Origin of the sequence: Peribacillus sp. NPDC046944, assembly GCF_050272735.1 — a bacterium.
GTDB lineage: Bacteria > Bacillota > Bacilli > Bacillales > DSM-1321 > Peribacillus.
Genome location: NZ_JBNNML010000003.1, coordinates 505975 through 523529, shown reverse-complemented (window position 1 = coordinate 523529; position 17555 = coordinate 505975). Strand labels below are relative to the sequence as shown.

At 43.2% G+C, this 17555-nt stretch carries 12 protein-coding genes and 1 other annotated feature; of the genes, 6 read left to right on the top strand and 6 right to left on the bottom strand.

Translation table 11 applies throughout. The features are described from left to right. Positions 1 to 5: 5 nt before the first annotated feature. Positions 6 to 332 carry a bacillithiol system redox-active protein YtxJ gene (ytxJ, locus tag ACQKIC_RS08170; protein ID WP_402874895.1) on the top strand — a complete coding sequence of 109 codons (327 nt, stop codon included), beginning with the start codon at positions 6 to 8 and terminating at the stop codon, positions 330 to 332. 69 nt (positions 333 to 401) lie between these two features. Here ytxJ and ACQKIC_RS08165 read toward each other — a convergent pair whose 3' ends face one another. Beyond that, positions 402 to 2543 carry a cell division protein FtsA gene (locus tag ACQKIC_RS08165; RefSeq protein WP_402874898.1) on the bottom strand — a complete coding sequence of 714 codons (2142 nt, stop codon included), beginning with the start codon at positions 2541 to 2543 and terminating at the stop codon, positions 402 to 404. A 244-nt stretch (positions 2544 to 2787) separates the two neighbouring features. On the opposite strand from ACQKIC_RS08165, the gene ACQKIC_RS08160 reads away from it, so the two are divergent. Both ACQKIC_RS08160 and ccpA read left to right on the top strand, forming a co-directional pair. Beyond that, positions 2788 to 3864 carry a bifunctional 3-deoxy-7-phosphoheptulonate synthase/chorismate mutase gene (locus ACQKIC_RS08160; protein WP_402874901.1) on the top strand — a complete coding sequence of 359 codons (1077 nt, stop codon included), beginning with the start codon at positions 2788 to 2790 and terminating at the stop codon, positions 3862 to 3864. Positions 3865 to 4206: 342 nt separating this feature from the next. Beyond that, positions 4207 to 5208, top strand: a complete 1002-nt coding sequence (gene ccpA, locus ACQKIC_RS08155; protein ID WP_402874904.1) for a catabolite control protein A — start codon at positions 4207 to 4209, stop codon at positions 5206 to 5208. Positions 5209 to 5300: 92 nt separating this feature from the next. On the opposite strand, the gene ACQKIC_RS08150 is transcribed toward ccpA, so the two are convergent. Genes ACQKIC_RS08150 through ACQKIC_RS08140 form a run of 3 tightly spaced genes read right to left on the bottom strand, consistent with a single transcriptional unit; the run spans position 5301 to position 7783 of the window. Further along, on the bottom strand, positions 5301 to 6479 hold the full coding sequence (locus ACQKIC_RS08150) for an acetoin utilization protein AcuC (RefSeq protein WP_402874974.1): 1179 nt from the start codon (positions 6477 to 6479) through the stop codon (positions 5301 to 5303). Further along, positions 6472 to 7122: an acetoin utilization AcuB family protein gene (locus ACQKIC_RS08145; RefSeq protein ID WP_402874907.1), complete on the bottom strand. Its 651-nt coding sequence runs from the start codon at positions 7120 to 7122 to the stop codon at positions 6472 to 6474. The genes ACQKIC_RS08150 and ACQKIC_RS08145 overlap by 8 nt, the downstream gene beginning before the upstream one ends. Positions 7123 to 7150: 28 nt before the next feature. After that, positions 7151 to 7783, bottom strand: a complete 633-nt coding sequence (locus tag ACQKIC_RS08140) for a GNAT family N-acetyltransferase (protein ID WP_402874910.1) — start codon at positions 7781 to 7783, stop codon at positions 7151 to 7153. 322 nt (positions 7784 to 8105) lie between these two features. Between ACQKIC_RS08140 and acsA the strand changes: the two genes are divergently transcribed. Beyond that, positions 8106 to 9824, top strand: a complete 1719-nt coding sequence (gene acsA / locus ACQKIC_RS08135; RefSeq protein WP_427590644.1) for an acetate--CoA ligase — start codon at positions 8106 to 8108, stop codon at positions 9822 to 9824. A gap of 88 nt (positions 9825 to 9912) precedes the next feature. On the opposite strand, the gene ACQKIC_RS08130 is transcribed toward acsA, so the two are convergent. After that, positions 9913 to 12801, bottom strand: coding sequence for a transglycosylase domain-containing protein (locus tag ACQKIC_RS08130; RefSeq protein WP_427590643.1), 2889 nt, complete (start codon positions 12799 to 12801; stop codon positions 9913 to 9915). A gap of 140 nt (positions 12802 to 12941) precedes the next feature. Next, positions 12942 to 13160: a binding site (T-box leader), on the top strand. A gap of 72 nt (positions 13161 to 13232) precedes the next feature. On the opposite strand from ACQKIC_RS08130, the gene tyrS reads away from it, so the two are divergent. Further along, on the top strand, positions 13233 to 14489 hold the full coding sequence (tyrS, locus tag ACQKIC_RS08125) for a tyrosine--tRNA ligase (protein ID WP_427590642.1): 1257 nt from the start codon (positions 13233 to 13235) through the stop codon (positions 14487 to 14489). A gap of 94 nt (positions 14490 to 14583) precedes the next feature. Here the strand turns inward: tyrS and rpsD are convergent, their stop codons facing one another. Beyond that, positions 14584 to 15186: a 30S ribosomal protein S4 gene (gene rpsD / locus ACQKIC_RS08120; RefSeq protein ID WP_402874922.1), complete on the bottom strand. Its 603-nt coding sequence runs from the start codon at positions 15184 to 15186 to the stop codon at positions 14584 to 14586. Positions 15187 to 15667: 481 nt separating this feature from the next. Here rpsD and ACQKIC_RS08115 point away from each other — a divergent pair, with 481 nt between their 5' ends. Then, positions 15668 to 17542, top strand: coding sequence for a sensor domain-containing diguanylate cyclase (locus tag ACQKIC_RS08115; RefSeq protein WP_402874925.1), 1875 nt, complete (start codon positions 15668 to 15670; stop codon positions 17540 to 17542). Positions 17543 to 17555 lie beyond the last annotated feature (13 nt).

The window sequence follows — 17555 nt, the reverse complement described above, 5'->3', positions numbered from 1 at the left end:
TACACATGACACTTACTAAAATCGAAACGGAACAACAATTCAATGAGCTCGTAACGGAAGATCTTTTTTTACTTTTTAAGCATAGTGTTACTTGCCCAGTCAGTGCGGAAGCTTTTGAGCACTATCAAAAGTTCATCGCTGAACACCCGGAGTTAAAGACGGCCTACTTGGCCGTGCAAGAAGCGCGTCCGCTTTCCAACCATGTGGCGGAAACTTTTGAAATCAAACATCAATCCCCCCAAGCCATCCTATTTAAAAATGGCACGCCTACATGGAATGAATCCCATTGGAGAATTACAGAAGATTCTCTAGGCAAAGCAATCTCTCAATAAATGATGAAAGGCAGGCGTGTTGTTGAATCAACATGCCTGCCTTTTTCATTTTATGAGACTGTTTCTATGTCAACTAGTGGTGGGCCAAAGAATTCTTAATTGGTCACCGGGGGCAAGTTCATCGTGAAAAGTAGTTTCCTGCTCATTTTTAATGAGAATGAATCGGCTATTCCCTGTGGTAGGCATAAAGATTTCCACATGACGGAAAAGGTCTTGAAAGATAAAAGGTTCCACCTTATGTTCGATCATACTGAGGTCATCATTTGGCTGGATGATGTCCGTATCTTTCAATCGCTCGTCACCGCGTCTGAATTCTGCCAGATTTTTAGACAGAATGACTTGTTTGCCTTCAAAAAAAACAGGGACGTTGTGGGTATGCTGGATTTGTAAAGCTTCCATCACCTCTAATAAAGTAGGAGGGGCTGGATTTACCACTTCTAATTCATCGCCATCTTCAAAGGAGTACGTCCGTTTTGTTGCCAGTCCATTTTTGCTGATTTTACCCGTCCACGAGGGAAGCTGAATGGACTTTCCGTTCAATTTAATAGATAACGGTTCAAGGCAAGCAAGAAGTTCGGATAAGTGAAGTTCTTTGATCAACTCATTAATCGTTACTGGTATCCTGCAAGTTATTTGATCATGATCCTCGATTAATTCATGGATGGAGGCAGCTTTGCCATTTCTGGTAATGGAGGCTTCGATGGTATACTCTGTACCGTTAAGGATCACGGTTTTTCTAGGGATATCATCCAATACATCGAGTATGCGCAAAATGGCCGGTTCACCGTCTTCCCCTTTTGAGGTTACGATGACGTCTTCATCCTTCACTTCATCATCTAAAGAAGCTTCCGTTCCGTTTAAGGTAATCACCGATTTCTTTCCATGGTTTCCGGGAAGGGTAAATTGATTTCCGTTGATCGTGACGATTTTGGCCATGCCGGGTTTTCCATATAAAGAACTCATCTTAATACCTGCTGTGAGCAGGCAATCCCCCACTGTTGTTCGTTTCATATCAAACAAGCGGATGGGGTGCCCGTCAACGGTGATGCTCATGTATTGAATCGGGTTTTTATCGGCAGCAATGGCAATCCCAATCGGTGTTACCAATTCAGGCCCTTTTTGGATTTCAGACGAAATGCCAAGGTTCTGGATCGCATCGACGCCCCGGATTGCCACACGGTTACTTGGCAAGTTTAGTTTTTCAGCTAAAAGCCGGCATAATTCCGGTGTTTGGCTTCCACCTCCGACAAGCATCACCGCTTTTGGTGAACACTCATTATTCAAGGAGAGAATTTCTAAACGGATGGCTTCAGCCAACCTATCGAGTGCAGGATGAATATGTTCGATGATATCACTCTTGGCAATCTCGGTGGAAAATCCAAGAATATCAGTGACCGTTATCGAATCTTGATCGAGCAATTCCCTTTTCGCCTTTTCTGCAAGAGGGAAGTCCAGGAGCAGGTAGTCACTTATGGCCTCGGTAATTTCATCCCCAGCGATTGGTACCATTCCATAAGCGATGACGGTCCCTGAATCGGTCAAGGCTATATCGGAAGTCCCCGCCCCTATATCGACCAAGGCGACGTTAAGGCGGCGCATGGAGGCCGGGATGAGGACATTGATGGCCGCAATCGGCTCAAGCGTAAGAGCCTGCATTTCCAATCCCGATCTTTTCAAGGCAGCTAAAAGGGACTCAACAACGACCTTGGGCAGGAAGGTGGCGATGATCTCAACTGACGCTTCTTCCCCGCTCTGATCGATCAGGCTTCCGATTTCCTGTCCATCGAGGCGATAGTATAAAACCGAATAACCAACACAATAATAAGTGGACCGGGAGTCTGATTGTTCTGCCACGGTCGCCTGGGCTTCCTGGACAGCACTGAATTCGAGGTGGAGGATATCCTCATGTGTCAGCATCGGTTTCCCAACTATATCGACAGACGTCTTCGCCCGTTCGGTTTTCAAGGCCCTACCGGCTGCAGCGACAGAAACCTTTCTTAGGGGACCGTGAGTTTCCTCCAGTTTGCCCTTAATGTGAGAGATGACTTTAGCCACAGCTAGAACATCATGTATTTGACCGTCCAGCATGGCCCGCTCCGAATGCTCTTCTGATAGAATATCGATAATATTATAGCTTTCCTGTTCTTTTTCTAATATAATTCCTACAACGGAACGCGTTCCAATGTCCAAGGCAAACAGTTTTTCGTGCATCAGTGACACCTTCTTTTATGTAATATATTACTTTAGTACTTAAAAGCGTTTAATTAATAAAGAAAAAAGTAGTGACATTTACAAGAATTTCATTTATAATTGTTTTTAATTATACATGAATTATTATAAAATTTTCATAGCTTAAATTATCGATTGAAATGAGTGAAAATTCGAACAGGTAAAAAGTACGGGTTTTCCATCGTGAAATCGTTGATATTTTTAAAATCGAAGGGATGGATTTGGAATGAGCAATAGAGAGCTTGATGGATTGCGTAATCAATTGGATGATGTAAACCTTCAGTTATTGCAACTGATTAATCAACGGGCGGGACTAGTACAGGAAATCGGCCGCGTTAAAGAAAAACAGGGCGTAAACCGCTACGATCCAGTCCGTGAAAGAATCATGTTGGATCTTATTGAAGCGAATCATCAAGGTCCTCTTGACCTAGGTTCGATTAAACATATCTTCAAGGAAATCTTTAAATTAGGCTTAGAACTTCAAAAAGATGATCAGAAGAAGACGCTTCTTGTTTCCAGAAAACAAAAACCGGAAGATACAATCATCGACATCAAAGGTGAACTTATCGGGAACGGGATTCCTAGTTTCGTATTCGGTCCATGTGCCGTGGAATCTTATGAACAAACGGCTGCAGTTGCTGAAGTCATCAAAGCAAAAGGCCTGAAGCTTATGCGTGGTGGTGCATTCAAACCGCGTACATCGCCATACGACTTCCAAGGACTTGGTTTAGAGGGATTACAGATCCTTAAGCGGGTTGCAGATGAATATGGTTTGGCAGTCATCAGTGAAATCGTAAGTGCAAATGATATGGAAGCAGCGGTTGAACATATCGATGTCATCCAAATCGGTGCACGTAACATGCAAAACTTCGATTTATTGAAAGCGGCAGGTGCCGTAAACAAACCAGTCCTTCTAAAACGTGGACTTGCAGCTACGATCGAAGAATTCATCCATGCAGCGGAATACATCATGTCACAGGGTAATGGAAACATCATCCTTTGTGAACGTGGTATCCGTACGTACGAAAAAGCAACAAGAAATACGCTTGATATTTCTGCTGTTCCGATCTTGAAACAAGAAACGCATTTACCTGTCATGGTGGATGTAACCCATTCTACCGGACGTCGTGACCTTCTTCTTCCAACGGCTAAAGCAGCTCTTGCCATTGGTGCAGATGGAGTGATGGCGGAAGTTCATCCAGATCCTTCTGTTGCTTTATCTGATTCTGCACAGCAGATGGACTTCAAGCAATTTGATGATTTCTATAACGAAATTAAACGATTGAACTGGGTAACGGTTTAAGAAAGAATATTTGAAATATATGTACATTCGGCCCTTACCATCTTGGCAAGGGCTTTTTTTAATGGTAAAATACTTGTTTTTGCAGAAAAAGTCCTGAAAAAGACACTATTGGATTGCAGGAAGCATTCTACTATCGTATGATAAGTTAAAAGATGAGGACTGTTCTGAGTTAGAATCATACATAATGAAGATATCTATATAAGCTATGCTTATATAAAAATTAATAGAAAGACTTCCGTTAACCGATTAATTTTCCGTATAAGAAAAATACGTATAATAGAATCTTCTTTGAAATATTTGATGCTTTATTGGAAAAAATGAAACAAATGGAGGAATGTAATAATGAATAATATAACCATTTATGATGTGGCCCGCGAAGCAAATGTTTCGATGGCCACCGTTTCTCGCGTAGTAAACGGGAATCCGAATGTTAAACCTGCGACAAGGAAAAAAGTCGCAGATGTGATTAACCGGTTAGGGTATCGCCCTAATGCAGTGGCACGTGGGCTAGCCAGCAAGAAGACAACGACGGTAGGTGTCGTGATTCCGGATATCTCCAGCATCTTTTTTGCGGAGTTGGCACGTGGTATTGAAGATATAGCGTCCATGTATAAATACAATATCATTCTCAGCAGTTCTGATGAAAACATAGATAAGGAATTTCATTTATTGAATACGATGCTAGGTAAACAAGTAGATGGTATCGTATTCATGAGTGGAAACATCACGGACGAGCATGTCAAGGAGTTTAAGAACTCACCGGTTCCCATCGTATTGGCCGGTTCCGTCGAAGAAAGCGGGCAAGTGCCATCGGTCAATATTGATTATGAAGCGGCAGCGTTTGATGCCGTGATGTCCTTTGCCAAAAATGGCCACAAGCGAATAGGTTATGTGAGCGGGAATCTGTCCGCGCCTATTAATGAGAAGAAATTAACTGGTTACAAACAGGGATTGAAAGAAGCGGGGCTTTCTTTCGATGAAAGTTTACTGGTGGAAGGCGATTATACATATGATTCAGGAATTGAATCATTTGATAAGTTTCTTGAAGCCGAAGATCGGCCGACAGCAATCATAGTCGGAGCCGATGAAATGGCACTTGGCATCGTTCATGCCGCTCAGGATAAAGGGTTTAATGTACCAGGGGACTTTGAGGTAATCAGCTTCGACAATACACGGTTAACCTTGATGGTCCGCCCGCAGATCACGACCATCGTTCAGCCTTTATACGATATCGGGGCCGTATCCATGAGGTTGCTAACTAAATTGATGAATCAGGAATTGGTGGAGGGGCAAGAAAAAGTGATTCTGCCGCACCGCATCGAAAAACGTCAATCAACGAAATAATCCAGTATGAGAGTGTCCTTATGGGCACTCTCTTTTTCATAAGGTGAAACTTGTCTTGAAATGGAGACTGGAAACACTCTTTTTTTGGCCATTTAATCCTCCGTGCTGGTGGTCGTTTGTCTGTTAGAACGGATGGGGTAGAGCGCTTTTTCTAGCGTTTGGGCATTTTTCTCGGTAATGGCCGGCTTCCGGGGAATGGGTTCATAAATATCCTGTAGGTCATCCCACTCATCCGGAAGGGTCACAGGAGCCTCAGGCTGCCACGTGTCAATCCATTCCCTTGATAAGGGTCCAGATATATCATTATTGGTCATTTCGAGCCAGACCCTGGACCAGGCGCGTGGTACGACGCGCCAGATATCGTAGCCACCGCCACCGACGGCAATCCAGCGCCCCTCACAATACTTATGGGCCATTTCATGCGCTAATTTCGGGATTTCCCTATAAATCTTCATGGTAGCCGACAAGTGGGTGAGTGGGTCATAATAATGAGAATCAGCACCGTTTTGCGTCAAGATGACGTCTGGCTTAAAGAATTCAATCACTTCCTTGAATGCGGCTGTATAGCATTCGAGCCATGATTCATCTTCCGTGAATGCATCCACCGGGATGTTGAACGAATAGCCATAGCCTTTGCCCTGCCCCCGTTCATTGATATTGCCTGTACCGGGAAACAAATAGCGTCCCGTTTCATGGATGGAAAGGGTGCAGACTTCAGGGTCATCGTAAAAGGACCACTGTACACCATCACCATGATGGGCATCCGTATCGACATAGAGGACGCGTGCACCATATTTTTTTTGTAAATATTTAATCGCGACCGAGCTATCATTATAAATGCAAAAGCCTGAAGCTTTGCCTCGAAAACCATGATGGAGCCCCCCGCCAAGGTTAAGGGCATGTAGGGACTGACCAGTCATCACGGCATCCACCGCCGTAAGGGTTCCGCCAACAAGCAGGGCACTTGCTTCGTGCATATTAGGAAAGATGGGGGTATCTTCTGTACCTAAACCATAGTTTCCCGCTTTTTCGGGAAGAAGCTTTCCCTGTCCAGCCAGTCTGACAGCGTTTACATAATGCTGGTCATGAACCAGTTGTAATTCCTCATCGGTCGCCATTCGCGGCTTGATGATCTGATCTTCACGGATGGCATGGTGTTTTTTTAGGAGGTCCAGCGTGAGCTGAAGCCGTTTTTGATTGAATGGGTGCTCGTCATTGAATTTGTAGGTCAGCAATTCATCGGAATAGACAAACAAGGATTGATCAGTCATGAGACGCACCTGGCAGGCAAGGCCATAAAACGGTATAGCCTTCTTTCTTTAAGTCTTCCACGACCATGAATGGATTCATGGTTTGTACCCGGACAACGAGAATCTTGTAATCGGATTCATCTTTTTCGGGATAGACAAGCGTGCTGAGAATGTTCGCTTTGCGCAATTTGAAGATGGAGGTAATGTCATGTAGCGTTCCCGCCGTATTGGGAATCCTGATTTCAATTTGGGAACCGGGCTGATTGACTCCCGTCAGTTCAACGAAAGAATGAAGCAAATCAGTTCCGGTTATGATGCCCACTAACCTTTTTTCCTTTAGGATGGGAAGACAGCTGATGTTATTTTCACAAAATACGGCACCAATCTCTTCTACAAAGTCCAGGGGATGTCCTGTGATGATATCGGTTTTCATGATACTTCCCAGTGATTTTTCTAAATCCTTTTTGTATTCTTCGGTGCGGAAAATAGAAGGAGAAGCGTCTCGTATGTCACGGTCACTAACTAATCCGACGAGGTGAAAGCTTTCATCGACAATTGGAATATGGCGAATCCGTTTCTCTTTTAAGATTAAGACAGCACTATGAATGGTATCTGTTGGTGTTAAGGCAATGACATCTTCATTCATTATTTTTTCAACAATCATACGTAGTTCCTCCTCTTTACTCGCCTCTTTAATACATGAAACGATTCATGAAACGTAATTGGTCAAACTTTTCGATGGACTCCGGGGGCACTCTCTTTCCTATACGCGCCATCAGGCAGTTTGCTGGATGTGAACTGATTTCCGGGTCATCCGTTGCATAATAAACCAGCCCGCCAGCACTCATCATTTTTTCCATGACCTTTCGATAGTCCCAAACGTTCAATCCCGTCCCCCTCAAGTCCCAATGCCAATAATATTCAGTCGTGATGATAATGAAGTCCTCTACCGAATCATCCTCCGTAGACAGCTGAACTAAATTCTTTCCTACAGCGGCACCACGGTATTTGGGAATGACTTCAATTGCACCAAGCTCGATCAGGTCATCCATTTTGATTTCTGACCAGCGCTCCAATGGGTCGGGATATAGATAAGTCACATAACCAACGATGGTCCGTTCCTCGCGGGCTATAAAGATTCGGCCCTCAGGTAAATCGGCGATTTCAATCAATGCCTTATGCTGTTGTGCAGGAGGGCGAAAGGCGACCAAGTCTTCATGAAAATCGTATCCGGCCATCATTTCTCCGGTTAGCGGCCCTTCAATCAGAAGTGTTCCGCTTGATGTCTGGAGTTCTTTTTTGTAATAGGTCTTGCTATATTCCATTTCTTCACCACCCTAGTAAAATACCAATCTTGTATACTGATCATCCAAATAGATGGAAACCTTACATAAATTATACATAAAAAACAAGTGACAAGATGATGAAAGCTCTCTCATTTTTGAACCTTTTGTTACAGTTGAGCCTGAAGAATGAAAGGATAAAGCCATTCCTAACTAACTATACCAAGATTTACCCTGAATGTTCAAAAATATCAAGAAATATTTTCCTTGAATTTATAAAAAGGTAAATATTTTAAAAATTGAGAAAAATAGTTTTTTATACTATAATAAGACCTATAAAGCAAAAAGAAGGGGGATTATTTGTATGAATATGAAAGCGCTACCAGCAGTGCAGGGCAATTATAATTTATTGAATTACGATGAGAAGTACAAGCATTTTGACTGGTCTGAAACGGAGAAGGAATTCTCCTGGTCCGAAACCGGAAAAGTGAACCTTGCTTATGAAGCCATTGACCGACATGCTGAGACATACAGAAAGAATAAAATCGCCCTTTATTTTAAAGATGAAAAAAGAAACGAGAAGTATACCTTTAAGGAAATGAAAGAATACACAAACCAAGCGGCCAATGTACTTCAAAACCTTGCTGAAGTGAAGAAGGGAGACCGCGTTTTCATTTTCATGCCACGGTCCCCGGAACTTTATTTTGCGTTGCTCGGTGCAATCAAAACGGGAGCTGTCGTCGGGCCACTATTCGAAGCCTTCATGGAGGGGGCGGTGCGGGATCGCCTTGAAGACAGTGAAGCGAGCGTATTGGTGACGACACCTGAATTGTTGCCTCGTGTACCGGTAGACGACCTGCCCCATTTAAAACATATTTTCTTAGTGGGGGAGAACATCCAGGAGGAAGGGAAATACCATAACTTCAATAAAAAAGTAAAAGAAGCCGACAAGCACTTTGACATTGAATGGGTGGATCGTGAAGATGGATTGATTCTTCACTACACATCCGGGTCAACGGGTAAGCCAAAAGGGGTGCTTCATGTACATAATGCGATGATCCAGCATTATCAAACAGCTAAATGGGTCCTCGATTTACAGGAGGATGACGTGTATTGGTGCACAGCGGATCCCGGATGGGTGACAGGGACGTCCTATGGTATTTTCGGACCATGGCTAACCGGTACTTCAAATGTGGTCGTAGGTGGTCGTTTCAAGCCTGAGTCATGGTACAAGACGCTTGAGGAATTCGGGGTTTCGGTCTGGTATAGCGCACCGACTGCCTTCAGGATGTTGATGGGGGCAGGGGATGAGATCGTCAAACGTTTCGATTTGGGTTCACTTCGTCATGTCCTTAGTGTAGGGGAGCCGTTGAATCCTGAAGTGGTGCGTTGGGGAATGAAAGTATTTAATCGACGCATACATGATACGTGGTGGATGACGGAGACTGGCGCCCAGCTTATCTGTAATTACCCCTGCCTGGAAATCAAACCCGGTTCGATGGGTAAACCGATTCCAGGCGTGGAGGCGGCTATCGTGGATGATCAAGGAAACGTACTGCCTCCACATCGAATGGGGAACCTTGCTATTAAAAAAGGGTGGCCATCCATGATGAAGACGGTCTGGAATAATGAGTCGAAGTTTGAATCGTACTTCATGCCAGGTGACTGGTATGTATCAGGGGACTCTGCCTTCATGGATGAAGAGGGATTCTTCTGGTTTCAAGGTCGTGTCGATGACGTCATCATGACAGCTGGTGAAAGGGTCGGTCCGTTTGAGGTGGAAAGTAAGCTGCTTGAGCATCCGGCCGTTGCGGAAGCAGGGGTCATTGGAAAGCCGGATCCAGTCCGTGGCGAGATTATTAAAGCATTCATTGCTCTCCGTGATGGGTATGTTGCGAATGATGGATTAATAGATGAAATCCGGCAATTTGTGAAGCATGGGTTGGCGGCCCATGCAGCACCTCGTGAAATCGAGTTCCGTGATAAGCTTCCTAAGACCAGAAGCGGTAAAATCATGCGTCGTGTCCTGAAAGCTTGGGAACTGGATTTGCCGACTGGTGATTTATCATCCATGGAAGACTAAAAGTGCTACATTATCAATCAATCTACAAAAAAAGAGGCAACCGGAAACTTCCCGGTTGCCTCTTTTTCAGATGGGAAGCAGGGGTGTTTCATTCCTCTTCTTCCGCTATATCCTTTTCGACTTTATCAGTAATGTCGTGATCTTTATCTTTTGTATCTTCTTTTTTTTCGTCTTTTTCTTGATCGCTGGAATCAGTTTCCGTATCCTTCTTATTCACGAAGGTGCTCGACTTTTTAGCGACAGTCTGAACGCTTTGTGATGGAGCGGATTCTTTCCCGACAATGTCTACGGCGGTTACGTAATAAGAACCTCCATCAGCACTTGCCTTATAGACCAAATCTGAACCGGCACTGATGCTGGCGACTTTCTGTCCATTACGGTAAACGCGATAGCCAACCACATCTCCTTCAGGATGGAGACCCCAGGTAATGATCGTATCAGTCACCGTGACGGAAAGGGGATCGGGCACTTTTCCATTATCGTTGAGCGTCGCACTTGTACCCGCGATATCTCCCCATTTCTCGCCACCTGGTATCAAGGCGCCGGGATCATCCACGTATTTTAATCCGATTTCATCAATGGACTTGGGATCCAACATAAACCCTCCACTTGTGAATTCACTTGGTGTTTCTGAAAGGGCAGCATAACGTCTGCTTCCGACTGAAACATATTGACCATCTATCAAACTAGCGTCGCCTTTAGCTGGGACGTGGTTTGAAATGAATAAGTCTGTCTTAACAAGCCCTGCTTTTTGACAGGAGTCTGATGGCAGAAGTCCTGTTGCTGCACAGAAGGAACGACTGACGATTCCCCCAGGCATTTCAAAGCGTTTGTCAGGATCCACCAGCTTCGAATCCACTTCATAGGCAGCATTCATTAAGTCGGCCCAATAATAGATATTACGGTTATTGTACTGGAGGCCATTGTATGTTCCTTGCAAAGATTTAGGTGTATCATAACCAATCCAAGTGCCGAACGTCACATTCGGGTTAGTGGCTACGAACCATGCATCCTTATAATCCTGTCCGGTCCCGGTCTTGCCAGCCCAGTCACTGGAGAAGGCAAGGCGGTTTTTGACGGAAGCGGCCGTACCGCTGTTTACGACATCCCGCATCATATCAAGTGTCAAGTAGGCAGCCTGTGGTGAGAAAACTTCAACTGGCTTCACTTTATGCTGGTAGATGACTTCGCCGTCTTTGGATTCGATTTTATCGATCATGTAGGCATCGATGAATTCACCCGAGTTGGCAAAAGTGGTATAGGCATTGACATTTTCTTCTACGGTTACGCCATTTGTCATTGCGCCCAAAGACAGGGATGGATTGCTGTAATCGGATTTGGATAGGCTTGTGAAGCCCATTTTTTCTAAATAGGAAACAGGATTCTGGTTAAGAATTTTCATATAAAATAGCGCGGTCGGGATATTATACGAGTTCTTTAGAGTCTCCCGGGCTGTCGCTATACCAGTAAGGCTTCCACCGCCGTAGTTCCTAGGCTTCCATAACCTTCCGCTTCCATCCGGTATGGAGACAGGGACATTGGACGTCACGCTTCCTGGTGAGATCTTCCCGAGATCGATGCCTGGGCCAAATACGAGAAGCGGCTTCATCGTCGATCCATTTGGGCGGAGTGCTGCGGTTGCATGGTTGGTCTGTTCCCGTTTAAAGTCTCGTCCGCCGACAAAACTGATGATTTTACCTGTCTTGTTTTCGATGAGGACGGCACCAGTCTCAACCGGTTCCTGAACGATTTTTGATTCTTTCGTATCGGGATCGATGATGGTTTGGTTTTTATCATATCCGAAGTTCGGGTAGTTTTTCGTCACTTTCTGCATTTTATTATAGATTTTCTTATTGATGGTCGAATAGATTTTATAGCCGTTTTGACGCAAGTTTCGATCTGCTAGCGCTAGGTATTGCTCGTGCAAATCATCATTTTTTAAATCTTTTTCTTCATATCCATCTTCTTTTGCAAGGTAGACTGATAGGATATCGATAGATCGTTTTTCAATTTCATAGGTAAGCCATGGATATTTCTCGGTAGGTAATGTTTTCTTGCCAATAAAGTCTTTTGTGATATCGTATGTTTTGGCTTTTTCGTATTGTTTCTTTGTTATGTATCCGTTGCTGTGCATCCTTTTCAATACGGTTTTCATCCGGTTGATGCCTGGTTCGAGATCATCCTTGATCTCTCCCTGTTGCGTATAGGGAGTATAGCCAAAAGGACTTTGTGGCAACCCGGCAATGAAGGCAGATTGTGCAAGATTCAAGTCTTTGGCGTCTTTACCAAAAATTCCTTCCGCTGCTGCTTGGACACCAGCAATGTTTCTGCCTGAGGAATTTCTTCCCAAAGTGGAGACATTTAGGTAAGTCTCTAATATCTCTTCTTTTTCAAAGAACTTTTCCACCCGGAGTGCTAGTAAAATTTCTTTTGCTTTTCGTTCGAAGGAGACTTCGTTTGTCAACACTTGGTTCTTGATGAGTTGCTGTGTTAACGTACTTCCCCCGGATTGGACGGCCGCGTTCGAAAATTCTTGATAAACCGCCCGGAGAATCGCTTTTGGTACAACGCCATCGTGTTCATAAAAGTACTCGTCTTCCGTAGCGATGACGGCATTCTTCAGGTGATCGGAAACTTTATCGATGGACACTTCTTCACGCTCAAGATCGCTTGTGAGCTTGCCTAGATACACTTTATCTGCAAAATATATCTCAGAGGTCTCTTCATAATTATAAATATCCTTTTTTAAATCTTCTTTTGAGCGCACTGGCTCATCCTTGACGAGGGCAGCGAAATAGCCGGCTCCAACACCACCGGCGAATGAAAAGCCTAGAATTCCAACAATAATTACGATCAATGTCAAATTCCAAATCACTTGGTAGGAAACTCTGGCATTACTTATTGTTTTTTCACTTTTGAAAAATCGGTTCACTTGTTTCCATGCCGATTGAATTCTATCTTTTTGATTATTATTCATCGTATCAACCCCCTGAAATCACATATATTATAGCATATAACAACTAGGTAAAAAGGAAACTTCTACATTTTTCTGGCTTCAGCTAGGGTGCTGTTGACAATGTACGGCAGGTATGATAAAAATTTAGTATTATCTTTATTGAATTAGCGATGATAGGACCCAGTAGTTAAGCTATCCCTGTTTTAGAGAGCCGGTGGTTGGTGAAAACCGGTACAAATAGTGAGATGAATTACTTCCTTGAGCATTTGTTGTGAACCTAAATTAGTAGCGACAAACGGGTGACGACCGTTATTCGTCTCGAGCGGAGGGCATATTTTGTCCTCAAGTTGGGTGGTACCGCGAATTTATTCGTCCCTTCATTTATATGAAGGGGCGTTTTTGTATGGTTTTTGCGGAAATTTTCAGGATATATATGAAGGAGGAAAAATGGAATGGAATTACTTAAGGATCTCGAGTGGCGGGGAATCATGTACCAACAAACGGATGAAGAAGGACTCAAGGATATTTTGGATAAAGAGAAGATTTCCCTATATTGCGGGGTGGATCCAACTGCAGATAGCATGCATATTGGGCATTTGCTTCCATTCTTAACATTGCGCCGGTTCCAAAAGCATGGACACCGTCCTGTTGTGCTTGTGGGCGGAGCGACTGGTCTCATCGGAGATCCAAGTGGTAAGAAAGAAGAAAGACAGCTGCAAACGTTGGAAAAGGTTCTTTATAATGCAGACTGCATTAAGGGACAGCTTTCCCAAATCTTCGAATTTGAAGGTAAAAACGGTGCAGTGATGGTTAATAACTATGACTGGATCGGCAAAATTGATATGGTGACGTTCCTGCGTGATTATGGAAAATATATCGGTGTGAATTACATGCTTGCCAAAGATACGGTTGCTTCTCGTTTGGAAACAGGAATTTCCTTTACTGAATTTGCGTACACGATTTTACAAGGCATTGATTTCAACCACTTGTACGACAATCATAACTGTAAGCTGCAAATTGGTGGAAGCGATCAGTGGGGGAATATCACCACAGGACTTGAAATGATCCGCAAGTCGCATGATGAAGAGACAAAAGCATACGGCATGACAATTCCACTTGTAACTAAAGCAGATGGCACGAAGTTTGGGAAAACGGAAGGCGGAGCAATCTGGTTGGATCCAGAAAAAACGACGCCTTATGAATTTTACCAATTCTGGATTAACACAGCGGACGCTGATGTCGTGAAATACTTGAAGTTCTTCACATTCTTGTCGCGTGAAGTCATTGAGGACTTAGAGAAATCCATGGAAACCGAACCGCACTTACGTAAAGCGCAAAAAGCTTTAGGAGAAGAAATGACACGGATGATCCATGGTCAAGAAGCTCTAGATCAAGCGATCAAAATCTCTGCTGCTTTATTCAGTGGTGACGTGAAGAATCTAAGTGCGGCCGAAATTAAAGTCGGGTTTAAAGATTTTCCAAGTTTTGAACGTGAAAGTGACGAAGATATTTCGTTAGTGGACTTAATTGTAGAAGCGAAGATTTCTCCATCTAAACGTCAAGCACGTGAAGATATCCAGAATGGAGCCATCTCCATCAACGGAGAAAAAGTCACTGATTTACAATATATCGTAAACGAAGAGGCTAAGATTGAAGGGGAATTCATCCTAATACGTCGAGGGAAAAAGAAATACACATTAGTGAAATAAGATAGAGAAAGCCGGCTGAATCCCAGCCGGCTTTTATTTGTATTGAATTCCAAGCATAAAAAAAACCCCATCCAAGGATGAGGTTCCGAAGGTATTAACGAGAGTAGAACTCAACGATAAGAGCTTCGTTAATTTCAGCTGGCAATTCAGAACGTTCTGGTAAACGAGTGAATGTACCTTCTAATTTCTCAGCATCGAAAGTAAGGAAGTCAGGAACGAAGTTAGTCGCTTCAACTGATTCTTTGATGATTGAGAAGTTACGTGATTTTTCACGAACGCTGATTACTTGTCCAAGAGACACTTTGTAAGAAGGAATGTCTACGCGTTTTCCATCTACAGTGATGTGACCGTGGTTAACAAGTTGACGTGCTTGACGACGTGTACGAGCTAAACCAAGACGGTAAACAAGGTTATCAAGACGTGATTCAAGAAGAACCATGAAGTTTTCACCATGAACACCTTTGATTTTGCCAGCGCGGTCGAACATTGAACGGAATTGACGTTCAGTGATTCCGTACATGTGACGAAGTTTTTGTTTCTCTTGTAGTTGCATTCCGTATTCAGAAATTTTTCTACGTTGGTTAGGACCGTGTTGTCCTGGTGCGTAAGGACGTTTTTCTAATTCTTTACCAGTACCTGTTAGGGAAATCCCTAAACGACGGGATAGTTTCCAGCTTGGGCCAGTATAACGAGCCATAGGATGACTCCTCCTTCGAATGTTTTTATTTTGGTAAAATAAAAACCGTGTGTGAATGAACAATCATGACCATTTTGTTTTCATGTACCTTCGCCCTAGCAGCAGAGAGTTACGAGATACACCTCTGTATGGAGGAACAAAATGAGAACATAAAGGCTGTCACATAGGCTGCAATATTTTACACAAGGAATATTGTATAATACTCTGCCAAGTGAGTCAAGCGGAATCGGATGATAATTATGATTTAGGTAGAGAATGAAATTCAAAATCTTATAAAAAATACTAGAATAAGGGAGAAATTTCAGGGTAGAAGCGTTATAATAAAGTAATAACCTAAAATGAATATTGTCAATCGTTTCCATTATTTCAGGGAGATATGGTATAATCTTGATTACATGTAGTTCTTTTGGACTAATATTTTTTAAATATTTCGTATTTATAAGTTTGCTTAAAAATAGGCTGTGATATAGGGATGATGGAGATGAAGATTAAAACAGTGCAGTTATTGAATGAATTAAGGATACTTTTCTTTCAGCATATGAAAAGTTCGGAAGGGGACCTCCATTTCCAGAAGTTTTTAGAAGGTTTTTTAATAGAGACAAAAGAGCAACTTTATATGGAAGAGGTATCTTTCTTTAAATTTGATGAGTGGAAGCTACAATATTATAAAGAGGCTTCGACAGGCAGTGTTGAGGACTATATTATGAAGGCGCCCGCACAGGAACATATTGAGAAGGCAATGAACGAAAACAAGATTGACGAAGCATCGTTTGTATTTATGCCGAAGGATTTCCGAGATTTCCAAACGATCATTCCTCTTTGGGATCAGGGGAAGGTCAACGGATTGATAGCCCTGAAAGAACAGGGGATTTCTTTCAGGAGTCTGACAGAGGAGCAAGGGACTGATTTTGCAGGAGAATTCGCAACCATCTTGAAATCGGCTTTATCAATTTCCAAGATGTCAGTCGAGGAGAAACGGAATAAACGGTTGTTCAAGGTCACGGAAAAGTTCCATTCTTCGATGAATATGGATGCGGTCTTGGGAGAAATCATTTCGACCTTGCATACCGTGTATCCAACCTTTGATTATTTCCTGCTTCTCTCCCATGATAATGATAGTCATGAAAATCTACCGATTAAGGATCTAGAATATGATAGCGAGAATGTGGCGGCCCTGCAAGCTTATGTAACAGGCACCATACAATTCGATGATCACCCCTCTGACGATCATTCTATCTTATATGCACCTCTAAAAGGTAAACAGGGGGTATATGGGGTTTTGCAAGTCATTGCGCCTAACACGCTCATGTTTCCTGAAAGCGAAATCGAGTTCATTGCGTTATTGGCGAATACTGCCGGAAGTGCCCTGGAAAATGCCCAATTGTATCAGCAATCGAAACGTCTCGTATCGGATTTGCAGTTGATTAACGAAACATCTCACCATTTGAATTCCAATCTACGCTTAAGTGAGACGATGGAGTATATGAAACAGCAAATCATGAAGTCCTTTGACGCAGACCAGACAGGTTTTATCTTGCTTCTGCCAGGGGAAAACGTGAATTTATTGACAGGAAGCTCTGATTTTTTTGATTCAGAGGAATCGGAACTGTATGTATCATTCATGAAAGACAAGATTGATAAAGACAAGGAATCATTATTTATAGGGGACTTAAGCGTGAAATGCCCGGGTGTTGATGTGAGGTATCACTCCCTGATGGCTGTTCCGATGATGGAAAGCAACGATGTTAAGGGGTTTGCCTTAGTATTACACGAAGAACCCTATTTCTTTTCCTTTGAAATGTTCAAACTTTTGCAATCACTCATACATCATTCAAGTTTGGCCATGGCGAATTCCATGCTCCGTGAAGAATTGGAAAAGATGGTCATAACAGATCATCTGACTCGGCTATATTCAAGGAGTTATCTCGATGATAAGATGTCCCAGTCGATGGAAGTGGATGAAGAAGGGACATTCATCCTTATTGACATTGATAACTTTAAGAAAGTGAATGACACGTATGGGCACCAAGTTGGGGATGATATCCTCATCCAGGTTGCCAATCTCATTCAGCATAACATCCGTGATACAGATATAGGGGCTAGGTGGGGTGGCGAAGAAATGGCCATTTACCTCCCACGCATACCCTTGGAAACTGGCGTCAAGATTGCGGAACGTTTAAAAGATAAGGTTGGGGAGGAATCCAGTCCGAAAGTGACCATTTCCTGTGGCGTCTCTTACTGGGCAAAAGAGCAGTTCGATAACGTTAAGGAAGTATTCAAACGGGCGGATGAAGCGTTGTATATGGCGAAGAACTCCGGGAAAAATAGGGTGAATGTAAAGGAATGGCGACTTTAAAAGACGAAGGGGA

Bases quoted from the DNA above. Each gene is read 5' to 3' on its own strand.
- ACQKIC_RS08150 (WP_402874974.1), bottom strand. From the start codon at position 6,479: ATGACTGATCAATCCTTGTTTGTCTATTCCGATGAATTGCTGACCTAC.
- tyrS (WP_427590642.1), top strand. From the start codon at position 13,233: ATGGAATTACTTAAGGATCTCGAGTGGCGGGGAATCATGTACCAACAA.
- ACQKIC_RS08140 (WP_402874910.1), bottom strand. From the start codon at position 7,783: ATGGAATATAGCAAGACCTATTACAAAAAAGAACTCCAGACATCAAGC.
- ACQKIC_RS08130 (WP_427590643.1), bottom strand. From the start codon at position 12,801: ATGAATAATAATCAAAAAGATAGAATTCAATCGGCATGGAAACAAGTG.
- ccpA (WP_402874904.1), top strand. From the start codon at position 4,207: ATGAATAATATAACCATTTATGATGTGGCCCGCGAAGCAAATGTTTCG.
- ACQKIC_RS08160 (WP_402874901.1), top strand. From the start codon at position 2,788: ATGAGCAATAGAGAGCTTGATGGATTGCGTAATCAATTGGATGATGTA.
- ACQKIC_RS08145 (WP_402874907.1), bottom strand. From the start codon at position 7,122: ATGATTGTTGAAAAAATAATGAATGAAGATGTCATTGCCTTAACACCA.
- rpsD (WP_402874922.1), bottom strand. From the start codon at position 15,186: ATGGCTCGTTATACTGGCCCAAGCTGGAAACTATCCCGTCGTTTAGGG.
- ACQKIC_RS08165 (WP_402874898.1), bottom strand. From the start codon at position 2,543: ATGCACGAAAAACTGTTTGCCTTGGACATTGGAACGCGTTCCGTTGTA.
- ACQKIC_RS08115 (WP_402874925.1), top strand. From the start codon at position 15,668: ATGAAGATTAAAACAGTGCAGTTATTGAATGAATTAAGGATACTTTTC.
- acsA (WP_427590644.1), top strand. From the start codon at position 8,106: ATGAATATGAAAGCGCTACCAGCAGTGCAGGGCAATTATAATTTATTG.
- ytxJ (WP_402874895.1), top strand. From the start codon at position 6: ATGACACTTACTAAAATCGAAACGGAACAACAATTCAATGAGCTCGTA.